The organism is Corynebacterium fournieri (assembly GCF_030408775.1).
Taxonomy (GTDB): domain Bacteria; phylum Actinomycetota; class Actinomycetes; order Mycobacteriales; family Mycobacteriaceae; genus Corynebacterium; species Corynebacterium fournieri.
In genome coordinates this window covers 1,466,458-1,478,693 of sequence record NZ_CP047210.1, presented here as the reverse complement: position 1 = coordinate 1,478,693, position 12,236 = coordinate 1,466,458, and the positions used below count along the sequence as shown (strand labels likewise).

Here is a 12,236-nt window from a genome sequence, read left to right as displayed (position 1 = left end):
ATCGTCGCAAAGCAAATGCGCAGGGCGCTGAAGAAGGCGGGATACCGGGCAACCCGGATTGCGCAGGAGGGCGGCGTGCTCACCGTCGAGGGGAGAACCGCGTTGCCGCTGGAAGAGGCCACGCGCGCGGTCGGTGATGTTGTAGGAACCTGTGAGTCGGGGCGGACCGTAGAGGTTTAACCGATCTGGTGGCTAACATCACCCTGTGAGAATTTAATGATCTGACCATATCTGCATAGGGTTGAGAGTGTTACGCGTGTTCACAAGAAAGGACACCCATGCTCGCGTCAGTGCTCGACCCAACCTCCGCGGTCGCCATCGTCCTGCAAATCGTCATCATTCTCGGCGCCCTGCTGCTTGGCACCCGCTACGGCGGGCTGGGGCTCGGCCTCATCTCCGGCATCGGCCTGATGCTGATGGTGTTCGTCTTCGGGCTCGAGCCCGGCGAACCACCCGTCGGCGTGATGCTCACCATCATCGCCGTGATCGGCTGCGCCGCGACGCTGCAACAATCGCGCGGACTGGAGGTGATGATGCAGCAGGCGGAAAAGGTGTTGCGCGCCCACCCCGAGCGCATCACCATCCTCGCGCCGCTGACCACGTGGTTTCTCACCGTGCTGTGCGGCACCGGCCACGTCGTCTACACCATGTTCCCGATCATCGAGGACATCGCGCTGAAGAAGGGTATCCGGCCGGAGCGCCCCATGGCTGTCTCCTCCACCTCGGCGCAGATGGGCATCACCGCCTCCCCAGTCTCGGTGGCGACGGTGTCGCTCGCGTCCATCCTGGCTGAAAATGCGGGTGTGATTGACAAGGCATACTCCATCCCGCAGATCCTCATGGTCGCCATTCCGGCGTCGCTGTCCGGTGTCATCCTGGCCGCGCTGTGGTCGCTGCGCCGCGGCAAAGACCTCGACCAGGACCCGCACTTCCAGGAGCGGATGAAAGACCCGGTGTTTGCGCAGTCCATCAACCAGTCCAGCCACTCGCTGATGGACGAGGTCTTCCCGCGCACCGCCAAGAACGCAGTGTGGGTGTTCCTCGCCGCGATCGCATTCGTGGTCGTCCTCGGCGCCTTCGAGGGCCTGCGCCCGGCGTTCTACGACGGCGAGGGCGGCATGAAGCCGCTTTCGATGAACCTTGCCATCCAGATGGTGATGCTGTTCGCGGGTGCGTTGATCCTGCTGTTTTGCAAGGTAGACCATAAAAAGATCGCCTCGACCCCGGTGTTCAAGGCTGGCATGACCGCGGTGTTTTCGGTCTTCGGTGTCGCCTGGATGGCGGACACGTTCTTCGCGGCGCACATCGACCAGCTGGAGGAGGGGCTCGGCTCGGTGGTGGAGGCCGCGCCGTGGGCCTACGCGATCGTGCTGCTTATTGTGTCCAAGCTGGTCAACTCCCAGGCTGCCGCACTCGTGTCCATTGCCCCGATCGGTCTGGCGCTGGGCATCGACCCGAAGGTGATCGTGGGCTTCTACGGCGCCGCCTACGGCTACTGGATTTTGCCCACCTACCCGTCGGACCTGGCGTGCATCGGCTTCGACCGCACGGGCACGACGCGCATTGGCAAGTACGTGATCAACCACTCCTTCTTAGTCCCGGGTGCGATTTCGGTGTTCACCTCGTGTGTCGTCGGTTCGGTTCTGGCGCAGGTTCTGCTGTAAAGCTGGCCCAAAACAGGCGCGACTAAACTCGCCCGAATGACATCAATCGCAGCCACCATCGCGAAAGAACTCAACGTTCGGGACAACCAGGTCGAGCAGGCCCTCAAGCTGCTGGCTGAGGGCAACACCGTGCCGTTTATCGCCCGCTACCGCAAGGAGGTAACGGGCGGCCTCGACGACGCGCAGTTGCGCCACATAGAGGAGCGCAACACCTATCTGGTCGAGCTCGCCGAGCGCAAGCAGGCAGTGCTGGAAAGCATTGAGGAGCAGGGCAAACTCACCGACGAGTTGAAGCAGGCGATCCTCGCCGCCGACACCAAGGCGCGCGTGGAAGACCTCTACCTGCCGTACAAGAAGCGTCGCAAGACCAAGGCAGACATCGCGCGCGAGGCGGGCCTGGAGGCGCTTGAGCAGCAGCTTATCGACGACCCTTCGGCCGACCCCGAGCAACTCGCCCAGGCCTTCCTCTCCGAGGGCTTCCCGGATGCGAAGGCCGCGCTCGAAGGCGCGCGCGCCATTTTGGTGGACCGCTTCGCCACCGACGCCGACCTGGTGGGCGAGGTGCGCGACCGCGTTTACGGTCAGGGCGCGATGCGCTCTGCGGTGGTGGAAGGCAAGGAGACTGAAGGGGCGAAGTTCGCGGACTACTTCGAGTTTTCCGAGCCGTTTGAAAAACTGCCCAGCCACCGCATCCTGGCATTGCTTCGCGGCGAGGCGGAAGGCGTGCTCACGCTCGATATGGATCCGGGGGAGGAGACCGTCTACGAGGGCATGATCGCCGAACGCTTCGACCTGCCAGTGCAGGATTCCCAGTGGCTGGCCAAGGCCGTGCGCTGGGGCTGGCGCACCAAGCTGCAGGTTTCTGCGAACTTGGATACCCGTATGCGCTTGAAAGAGAAGGCGGAAGACGGCGCGCTGCAGGTGTTCAAGACCAACCTGCGCGACGTGCTGCTCGCTGCGCCCGCCGGACAGCGCGCCACCCTGGCGCTGGATCCGGGGTACCGCAACGGTGTCAAGTGCGCGGTGGTGGACGAGACCGGCAAGGTGCTGGCCACCACCATTGTTTACCCGCACCAGCCGCAGAACCGTTGGGACGCCTCCCGCGCGGAGCTGGCGTCGCTTGCCGCGCAGCATGGCGTGGAACTGATTGCGGTGGGCAACGGCACCGCTTCGCGCGAGTCGGAGAAGCTCGCGGGCGAGGTCGCGGATCTGATTGCGCAGGCCGGCGGGAAGCGGCCCACCCCGGTGGTGGTCTCCGAATCCGGTGCGTCGGTGTATTCCGCCAGCCCGATCGCGGCGGAGGAGTTCCCGGACATGGATGTCTCGCTGCGCTCCGCGGTGTCTATCGCGCGGCGCTTGCAGGACCCGCTGGCGGAGTTGGTCAAGGTGGACCCGAAGTCCATCGGTGTGGGCCAGTACCAGCACGACGTGAACCAGACCGCGCTCGCGCAGACGCTGGATGCGGTGGTCGAAGATGCGGTGAACTCCGTCGGTGTGGACGTCAACACCGCCTCCGCGCCGCTGCTCGAGCGCGTTGCCGGCCTGTCCGGCACGGTGGCGAAAAATATCGTGGCCTACCGCGACGAGCACGGCCGGTTTACCACCCGCAAGGAACTGGGCAAGGTCCCGCGCCTGGGTCCGAAGGCGTTCGAGCAGGCTGCCGGCTTCTTGCGCATCCAGGGCGGCTCAAACCCGCTCGACGGGTCGGCGGTGCACCCGGAGGCCTACCCGGTAGTCGAGCGTGTGGCTCAGGCCACGGGGCTCAACACTGAGCAGCTCATCGGCAACACGGCGGTGCTGACGAAGCTCAAGCCCGAGGACTTCGCCGACGCCACCTTCGGCGTGCCCACCGTCACCGACATCCTCGCCGAGCTGGATAAGCCGGGCCGCGACCCGCGCCCGGAATTCAAGACCGCCGAGTTCAAGGAAGGCGTCAACGAGGTCAAAGACCTCACTCCGGGCATGATCCTGGAAGGCACGGTGACCAACGTCGCCGCCTTCGGCGCCTTCGTCGACGTGGGCGTGCACCAGGACGGCCTGGTCCATGTCTCCGCCATGAGCCACTCCTTCGTCTCCGACCCGCACGAGGTGGTGCGCTCGGGTGAGGTGGTGAAGGTCAAGGTCATGGACGTTGACGTGGCCCGCGACCGCATCGGGCTGAGCTTGCGGCTTGACGACGAACCCGGCCAACCCGCACCGAAAAAGGGACGCAACCAGGGTGGCAAGAACCGGCAGGGCAAAAGGAACCGTGGTGGAGGGCGGCCGGAGGAGCGTCGTCAAGCATCCGGCTCCATGGCGGACGCGCTCAAGCGCGCCGGATTTGGCAAGTGACCGGCGCGTATGTAACATCTTGCAGGTTCTTGTAATCGACACGAACCGGCCGAGCGCCCCAGAGGGGAAGTGCCGCCAGGGTCCTCTGTCCGAACACGTAAAGGATTGCTTTCATGAGCAACGGCATCATTGATCTTGTCGACGCAGGCCAGCTGCGCGACGACATCCCGGACTTCCGCCCGGGCGACACCCTCGACGTCCACGTCAAGGTTATCGAGGGTTCTGTGACCCGTACCCAGGTCTTCACCGGCTTCGTCGTGCGCCGTCAGGGCGCTGGCATCCGCGAGACCTTCACCGTGCGCAAGGTCTCCTTCGGTATCGCGGTTGAGCGTACCTTCCCGGTGCACTCCCCGAACATCGAGAAGATCGAGGTTGTGCGCAAGGGCGACGTCCGCCGCGCCAAGCTGTACTACATGCGCAACCTGCGCGGCAAGGCTGCCCGCATCAAGGAGCGCCGCTAGTTTCAGCGCGTACCAGTGCCCCGTCCGAGTTGTCTCGGGCGGGGCGCTTCGCATTTGCGGCGCACCGTTGCTCGTCGGGCAGTATCGGTGGCGTCGGTGGCGGTGCTAACGTATCCCGGGTGACCAACGTGAACGGACCCGCAGGCGAACCGAACGCTTCCACGCCTGCACAGCCCCGCAACCCCTACGCCGCGGCCGACTCGCAGTTCGAGGTCGAGGCCCAAACCACAGCCCGGGAAGAGAAAAAGGAGCTTCCCTGGTACGTGGAGATCCCGGTCGTGGTCGTGCTGACGCTGCTGATCATGTTCGTGATCCAGACGTTCATCGGCCGCCTCTACGTCATCCCGTCCGCCTCCATGGAGCCCACGCTGCACGGCGAGGCAGGCTCCGGCGACCGCATCTTCGTGGAGAAGGTCAGCTACTACTTCTCTGACCCGGAGCCGGGCGACGTGATCGTCTTCGCCGGCACCGACTCCTGGAACACCGGGTTTGACTCCAATCGTTCCTCCAACCCTGTCGTGCGCGGCATGCAGGAGGTCGGATCCTGGGTCGGCTTAGTGCCGAAGGACGAAAACACTCTGGTCAAGCGCATTATCGCCACCGGTGGACAGACCGTGTCCTGCCAGGCGGGGGACCCGGCGATCATGGTCGACGGCAAGCCGATCGACCAGTCTTACACCCTGCAGCCCAACTTCTACCCAGTGGACCTGACAACGGGCTCCGACGCGTGCGGCGGGCCTTACTTCGGCCCTGTGACGGTGCCGGAGGGCAACTACTTCATGATGGGCGACAACCGCACCAACTCCCTCGACTCCCGCGCGCACATGGGTGACCAGTTCGAGGGCACCATCCCGGAGGAGAACATCCGCGGCAAGGTCAAGGCCGTGGTCTTCCCGGTCAACCGCATGCAGGGCGTGGACGACCCGGACATCCAGCAGTAGCGACGTGCGCCGCCTGAAGCAGCTGCGCACCTACGAGGTCGCCTTGGACAAGGCCGGCTTCGGCCCGGTCGCTGGGGTGGATGAGGCAGGCCGCGGCGCTTGCTTCGGCCCCGTGACCATCGCCGCGTGCGTGCTTCCGCCGGCCCCGCAGGCGGCGCTCGAGGGGCTCACGGACTCCAAAAAGCTCACCGCGCGCAGGCGCGAGATCCTCTTTGATGCGGTGGTGGATATCGCGGTAGCGTTTTGCGTCGTGCACATCCCAGCGGCCGAGATTGACCGCCGCGGCATCCAGCACGCCAACATCGACGGCGCGCGCCGCGCCATTGCGGGACTGGCGGTGCAGCCGGGCTATGTGCTTGTCGACGCGTTCCGTATCCCCGGCCTGCCCTCACCCCAGCTGCCGGTGGTCGGCGGCGATTACACCGCCCGCTGCATCGCCGCCGCGAGCGTGCTGGCGAAGGTGAGCCGCGACCGGCTGGTGTGCGAGATGGCCGATGAGTATCCCCAGTACGGGTTGGAAGGCCACAAGGGGTATTCCACGAAGGTGCACATGGACGCGGTGCGCCGCCACGGTGCGAGCCCTCAGCACCGTTATAGTTATGCAAACGTCAGGGACGCTGACGACTTCTATTGGCAGTCCAGCATGAAGGGGCACGAATGAGCGCCGAGGATCTTGACAACTACGAGGCTGACGTCGAGCTTTCCCTCTACCGCGAGTACCGGGACGTGGCCAGCCAGTTCTCCTACGTGGTGGAAACGGAGCGGCGTTTCTACCTGGCCAACGCGGTGAAGTTGATCCCGCACACCGAGGGCGGCGACGTCTACTACGAGGTGCTCATGTCCGACGCGTGGGTGTGGGACATGTACCGTGCGGTGCGTTTCGTGCGCTACGTCCGCGTGATCACGTACAAGGACGTCAACATCGAAGAGCTGGACAAACCGGAGTTGACCTTCCCGGAGTAGCTTCCGGAGGCCGGGAGCGCACCGCCTGCGCCCGGTCCATTTTTCGCGCCTGATGGAACCGAGGCGCTCTTCCTTGCGTCATATGGGAAGTCAGTTGTTGATTTTCCAAACGTTGGGGAGGCACCGTGCACGTGGACTATAAAGCCCAGGACGCGCTGGGCAAGGCGGGGGAGCACGCCGCCATCAGGTGGTACGAACAGGAGGGATACACCCTCCTCGGGCGCAGGCAGCGCATGCGCGCCGGCGAAATCGATGCCGTGGTGGAGGCCGAAGACGGCACCGTGGTGTTCGTGGAGGTCAAAGCGCGCCGCGGCAGCGCCTTCGGTGCCGCTGAAGCTGTGGGGGAGAAGAAGCTGCGCACGATGCGCCGGTGCGCGGCGCAGTGGTTGGAGCAGCACTCTGGCGGCGAGTTCCGCCCAATCCGCTTCGACGTGGTGGAGGTGGTCCGCGACGGGGAGGACTTCGTGCTGCGCAGGTTTCCGGGGGTTGAAGATGGCGCTTGCTAGCACGATGAGCGCCACCGTGGAAGGGGTTGCCGCCCGCTTGGTCACGGTTGAGGCGAATGTGGGGGCGGGCCTGCCGGGGATGCACATGGTGGGGTTGGGCGACGCGGCGGTCAAGGAATCTCGCGAGCGTATCCGCACGGCGGTGGCAAACTCCGCGCTGCCGTGGCCGCGCACGAAGATCATGGTGTCGCTGTCTCCCGCACACCTGCCAAAGGCCGGTTCGCACTTCGACTTACCCATCGCCCTCGCGGTGCTGGGCAGCCTTGATCCGCGGGTTGAGCCCACGTTGCAAACCACAATGTTTTGCGGCGAGCTCGCGCTGGACGGCACTTTGCGACGGGCCGAAGGCGTCCTGCCCATGCTCCTTGCAGCACTGCACAACGGCGAGGGCGGAATCGGCACCATCGTCGTGCCGCGGGCGAACGCCGCGGAGGCAGCCCTGCTCGGCCGCCGGAATATTGTGGTGGCGGATTCGCTGCTCCAGGTCTGGAAGTGGGCCGCAGGCGAGGCGCAGCTCGAGCACGCTACCGCGCCAGCGGCTGTAACCGCGCCGCCCGCCGCTCCCGATTTCCGGGATCTCGCGGGCATGTCCGAGGAACGCGAGGCGCTTCAGGTCGCCGCCGCGGGCGGGCACCACGTGATGATGATCGGCCCTCCCGGCTCCGGCAAGTCCATGCTGGCGGAGCGCATCCCTTCAATTCTGCCCGCGATGGATGTGGCAGAGATGGTCGAGGTCACCGCCATCCACTCCGCGGCGGGGGTGTCCGGAGGCGGGGTCGTTGCCTCGCGGCCGTTTATCGCGCCGCACCCGTCGCTGACCCGCGCCGCGTTGATCGGCGGCGGCAGCGGCATCCCCACGCCGGGGGCAGTGAGCCAGGCTCACCGCGGGGTGTTGTTTTTGGACGAGGCCTCCGAGATTGCGGCGCCGGTGCTCGACGCGCTTCGCATCCCGCTAGAAAAGCGCGAGGTGCGGCTGGCTCGAGCTCGCAGGGAGGTGGTCTACCCGGCCGATTTCCAGCTGGTGCTGGCGGCGAACCCGTGCGCGTGCCAGCGCATCAAAGGTCAATGCGTGTGCAAGTCGACGCAGCTCGCCCGGCACTTGAGCAACCTCTCCGGCCCGCTGAAGGACCGGCTGGACGTGTTCATCACCACCTCGGGCGAGACAAAGGTGCTCAGCCCGGATGGGGTGGAGCCCTCGAGTGTGATTGCCCAGCGCGTCGCTGTGGCGCGTGAGCGTGCCGCTGCCCGGTGGGCGCAGGCGGGGTTGGAAGAGTCCGTCAACGCCCGGGTGCCGGCGACAGTGATCAGGCGCCACTTCCCGGCCCGCGAATCGGCGATGGCGCTGCTGCAGTCCCACTTGGTAGATGGAGTGATCACGCAGCGGGGCGTGGATAAGTGCCTGAAGCTCGCCTGGACGTTGGCGGACCTGGAGCAGGAGGACCAGCCCGACATCGACCACGCCTACCGGGCAGTGCAGATGCGCGCGGCGCAACTGCAGCAGGAGGTGGCGTAGATGGCATCGCAAGCATCATGGGCTTATCTCAGCAGGGTGGTGGAAGGCCCGTCCCACCACATCCAAGCCCTGCTCAGCGTGGGCAGGACTGCTGACGAGATCGCGCACGGAGTGCGCACCCGCGCCAGCTGGGTAGGCGGGCTGCTCAAGCAGACGGAAAACCGCTACTCATGGGACCGCCCTACGCACGACCTCGAACAGGCGGCGGAGCTCGGCTTCACACTGCTGACGCCTGAGTCGCCGCACTGGCCGACAGAGGCGATCCAGCGCTCGTTCGGCTGCCAGCAAACGGGCGCTGCCGCCAAAGAAAGCCATCAACCGGACGGGATCGCCCCGCACGCGCTGTGGGTACAGGGCAACGCGAACCTGGCCGGATTGTTCGCTCATTCTGTGGGCGTAGTAGGCACACGCCACGCCACCAAGTACGGCCATGTGGCGACCAAGGACTTGGTGGCGGGACTCGGCGGGCACAACTACACCGTTGTCTCCGGCGGCGCGCTCGGCATCGACACCGTGGCGCACCAGACGGCGATCGACGTGTGCACGCCCACCGTCGTCGTCGCCGCCTGCGGCCCAGGCGAGCACTACCCGCGCTCCAACAAGGCGTTGTTCGAACGCGTGGTGGCGCGCGGTGGTGCGGTGGTGACTGAATATCCGCCTGGGACGACGCCAGACCGGCACCGGTTCCTCACAAGAAACCGCTTGGTGGCAGCGCTGACTCTGGGCACTGTCTTGGTCGAAGCCCCGTTTCGCTCCGGGGCGCTGAACACCTTGAAGTGGGTCAACGTGTTCAACCGCAAAGCGATGGCGGTGCCGGGGCCGATCACCGACCCGCAGTCCCTCGGCGCAAACCTGGCCATCCGCAGACAGGAGGCGCAGATGGTGCTCAACGCGGACCAGATCCACGAAGAGCTTTGCGCAGTCGGCGAGTTTGACGCACAAGAGCAGCTGGAAATGCAGTTTCCGCCCAGCGTGGTGCAGCAGCTTTCCCGCAACGAACTGCGCATTTACGACGCGCTTCCGCCCGTGGGCCGCCAGGGCCGGGAAGCGGAAGCTGTCGCCGCCGACGCAGGGCTATCAATCGCGCTGACGGTGCACATCCTGATGGATCTGTCTAAGCGCGGGCTCGTGCAACGTGACAAGCGCGTGTGGTCGCGCGTGGAGCAACCCGAGCAGTGAAGTGAGTAGACTGCCGTGACATGAGTGAACAGCTGGGGCAGTTGCAGGCGGCGGTGGAGGACTTCGCCGAACATGCCGAACTCGTCCTCGGCCGCTCCCCGAACACGGTCAAGGGCTACGTAGCGGACCTCAAGGGGCTTGCCGGCTACGCGGACACGTTCGACGCGTTTACCCTCGACGCTCTGCGGCGCTGGCTGGCTGACGCCCTCGCCGCCGGCAAAAGCCGTGCGACCCTGGCGCGCCGCACCGCCGCCGCCCGGGCGTTTTCCACGTGGGCGTACCGCCAGGGATACATCGGCACCGACGCCGCCGCGCGCTTAAAGGCTCCGAAGGTGAACCGTCCCTTACCCGCCGTGGTGCAAGGCGAGCGCGCCGGAAAACTCGTGGAGGCGGACACGGCCGACGACGCCCACCCGGCCGAGCACCTGCGCGACAGGGCCATGCTCGAACTGCTCTACGCCACCGGGATCCGCGTCGGCGAGCTCACCGGACTCGACATCGGCGACGTGGACCTTGCCCGTGGGCTGGCCCATGTTACCGGCAAGGGCAACAAGCAGCGCGTCGTGCCGTTCGGCAGCGAAGCTGCGGCCGCGGTGTCTGAATGGCTCGAATTCGGCCGCGGCGAACTCGCCGGCGAAACGTCAGCCATGTTCGTCGGCTCACGGGGCGGACGCATCGACCAGCGCCAAGTGCGGCGGGTGGTGGAGCGCGCCGGGCAGCGCGCGGGCGTGGAACAGGTCAGCCCCCACACACTGCGCCACACCACCGCCACCCACATGCTCGAGGGCGGGGCAGACCTGCGCGTCGTGCAAGAGATGCTCGGACACACCAGCCTGCAAACCACGCAGATCTACACCCACGTGTCCGCGCAACGGCTCAAGCGCGTCTACGACCAGGCGCATCCCCGCGCGTAGTGGCACCGTCCAGGGGCTTGAGGCGGATGCGCGGCGACTCGAGCAGCGTCAGCGGGTCGATGTACGAGTCCTTGCCTGTCAGTGCGCCCCAGTGCAGGCCGTCGTGGGAGCCGGCAAACCCCGCGGGCGCGTGCACGAGGGTGCCCACTTCTTGGCCTTCGCGCACCTGCTCGCCGACCTTGAACGTGGTGCGCACCGGTTGGTAGGTGGTGCGGATGCCGCCTGGGTGGTCGATGGAGAGCACGGGCGTGCCGGCGACCGCACCGGCGAAGGCGACCACGCCGTCGCCTGACGCGAGCACCGGCTCGCCGACGCGCAACGGGAGGTCGACGCCTCTGTGGCCGGGCTTCCAGTTCTGCTCCGGGATGTCCGCGGGGCGGGCAACGGCAGCCGGATACGGCGTGCCGGCGGCCGGGTCGACCCAGGCCGCTGCCGGGGCGGCGGCGAGAAGGGTGAAAAAGAGGGGCAGGGAGAACAAGGCGGTGGTGGGCCGAAGGATCGTCGATAAGCGCATGGCTCGAATCTGAGCACGGCCGGGCCAGCTGCGCCAGGGGCTCAGTAGCGCATTGTGGATAACCGGTCGTCCGCCCGGATGTTATCCACAGAAGGTGCAGTTGAGATTAGGTTTTTGGGCCGTCAGAGGGTAGTGTTGCACGGGCAGCTTTTATGGGCTGACTACGCGCGCCGGATAATGCCTGCTCAGCGACGGTCCCTCTCACAGGGGTGCAGGGCGAGCACGGTGCCAGGGTGCGGGATAAAAACCCGCATGTGAGACAAGCAAGAAAACCGAACTACTTTCTCCGAAGGAGACAAAACCATGGCAGTTGTAACCATGAGTGAACTCCTCGACGCTGGTGTGCACTTCGGCCACCAGACGCGTCGCTGGAACCCGAAGATGCGCCGCTTCATCTTCACCGACCGCAACGGCATCTACATCATCGATCTGCAGCAGACGCTGACCTACATTGATGAGGCATACGAGTTTGTCAAGGAAACCGTCGCTCACGGCGGCACCATCCTGTTCGTCGGCACCAAGAAGCAGGCACAGGAGCCGATCCAGGAAGAGGCGCAGCGCGTCGGCATGCCGTACGTCACGCACCGCTGGCTGGGCGGCATGCTCACCAACTTCCAGACCGTGTCCAAGCGCATCGGCCGCATGAAGGAACTGCAGGCCATGGACGCAGCCGAGGACGGCTACGCCGGCCGCGGCAAGAAGGAAGTCCTCATGCTCACCCGCGAGCGCATCAAGCTCGAGCGTGTGCTGGGCGGCATCGCCGACATGACCAAGGCGCCGTCTGCGCTGTGGATCGTGGACACGAACAAGGAGCACATCGCCGTCAACGAGGCGCAGAAGCTGCGCATCCCGGTTGTGGCAGTGCTGGACACCAACTGCGACCCGGATGTCGTCGACTTCCCGATCCCGGGCAACGACGACGCCATCGGCGCCGTGAAGCTGCTCACCCACATCGTGGGCGAGGCTGTCATCGCCGGTAAGCAGCAGCGCGAGGAGCGTAAGCTCGCTTCCGCACGCGACGCTGCAGGCGACAGCGACGCAAAGCGTCAGGCTGAGGCCTCTGAAGCTGCTGCCCAGGCTGCAGCTTCCGAGGAAGTCTCCGCCGCCGACGCAGCGAAGGCTGCTGCCGCTGCCGAGACCGCAGCTCCGCAGGAGGTCGCCGAGGTCGAGCAGCCGCACGCTGTCCGTGCAGCTGAGCAGGCCAAGGCCAACGAGTCTGGCGACGAGTCTGCAACCCAGGCGTAAGCTTT

Annotated in this window: 12 protein-coding genes; 11 read left to right on the top strand and 1 reads right to left on the bottom strand. The window is 65.9% G+C overall.

The genetic code is table 11. The features are described from left to right. Nucleotides 1-278 precede the first annotated feature (278 nt). From CFOUR_RS07175 to CFOUR_RS07130, 10 genes are all read left to right on the top strand, one after another. Nucleotides 279-1,664, top strand: coding sequence for an anaerobic C4-dicarboxylate transporter (locus tag CFOUR_RS07175; RefSeq protein ID WP_085958191.1), 1,386 nt, complete (start codon nt 279-281; stop codon nt 1,662-1,664). 36 nt (nt 1,665-1,700) lie between these two features. Continuing rightward, the gene (locus CFOUR_RS07170; RefSeq protein ID WP_085958190.1) at nt 1,701-3,995 is read left to right on the top strand and encodes a Tex family protein; all 2,295 of its coding nucleotides are present in this window, start codon (nt 1,701-1,703) and stop codon (nt 3,993-3,995) included. Between the two features lie 113 nt (nt 3,996-4,108). Next, nucleotides 4,109-4,456 carry a 50S ribosomal protein L19 gene (gene rplS, locus CFOUR_RS07165; protein ID WP_085958189.1) on the top strand — a complete coding sequence of 116 codons (348 nt, stop codon included), beginning with the start codon at nt 4,109-4,111 and terminating at the stop codon, nt 4,454-4,456. Nucleotides 4,457-4,719: 263 nt separating this feature from the next. Beyond that, nucleotides 4,720-5,397, top strand: coding sequence for a signal peptidase I (lepB, locus tag CFOUR_RS07160; RefSeq protein ID WP_230471917.1), 678 nt, complete (start codon nt 4,720-4,722; stop codon nt 5,395-5,397). Nucleotides 5,398-5,401: 4 nt separating this feature from the next. Beyond that, the gene (locus CFOUR_RS07155) at nt 5,402-6,058 is read left to right on the top strand and encodes a ribonuclease HII (protein WP_290179067.1); all 657 of its coding nucleotides are present in this window, start codon (nt 5,402-5,404) and stop codon (nt 6,056-6,058) included. Then, nucleotides 6,055-6,360 (top strand): DUF2469 domain-containing protein, encoded by a 306-nt coding sequence (locus CFOUR_RS07150; RefSeq protein WP_085958187.1) that lies wholly within the window; start codon nt 6,055-6,057, stop codon nt 6,358-6,360. Before CFOUR_RS07155 ends, CFOUR_RS07150 begins: the two co-directional genes overlap by 4 nt. 131 nt (nt 6,361-6,491) lie before the next feature. Next, on the top strand, nt 6,492-6,866 hold the full coding sequence (locus CFOUR_RS07145) for a YraN family protein (RefSeq protein ID WP_085958511.1): 375 nt from the start codon (nt 6,492-6,494) through the stop codon (nt 6,864-6,866). Then, complete coding sequence (locus CFOUR_RS07140; protein WP_085958186.1) at nt 6,853-8,379, top strand: YifB family Mg chelatase-like AAA ATPase; 1,527 nt, start codon at nt 6,853-6,855, stop codon at nt 8,377-8,379. Before CFOUR_RS07145 ends, CFOUR_RS07140 begins: the two co-directional genes overlap by 14 nt. Beyond that, nucleotides 8,380-9,558 carry a DNA-processing protein DprA gene (locus CFOUR_RS07135; protein WP_085958185.1) on the top strand — a complete coding sequence of 393 codons (1,179 nt, stop codon included), beginning with the start codon at nt 8,380-8,382 and terminating at the stop codon, nt 9,556-9,558. Nucleotides 9,559-9,578: 20 nt separating this feature from the next. Next, nucleotides 9,579-10,472, top strand: coding sequence for a tyrosine recombinase XerC (locus CFOUR_RS07130; protein ID WP_290179066.1), 894 nt, complete (start codon nt 9,579-9,581; stop codon nt 10,470-10,472). Here the strand turns inward: CFOUR_RS07130 and CFOUR_RS07125 are convergent. Next, complete coding sequence (locus CFOUR_RS07125) at nt 10,435-10,986, bottom strand: M23 family metallopeptidase (RefSeq protein ID WP_085958184.1); 552 nt, start codon at nt 10,984-10,986, stop codon at nt 10,435-10,437. The genes CFOUR_RS07130 and CFOUR_RS07125 overlap by 38 nt on opposite strands. Nucleotides 10,987-11,289: 303 nt before the next feature. Here CFOUR_RS07125 and rpsB point away from each other — a divergent pair, with 303 nt between their 5' ends. Beyond that, nucleotides 11,290-12,231, top strand: coding sequence for a 30S ribosomal protein S2 (gene rpsB / locus CFOUR_RS07120; protein WP_085958183.1), 942 nt, complete (start codon nt 11,290-11,292; stop codon nt 12,229-12,231). The last annotated feature ends 5 nt before the right edge of the window (nt 12,232-12,236 follow it).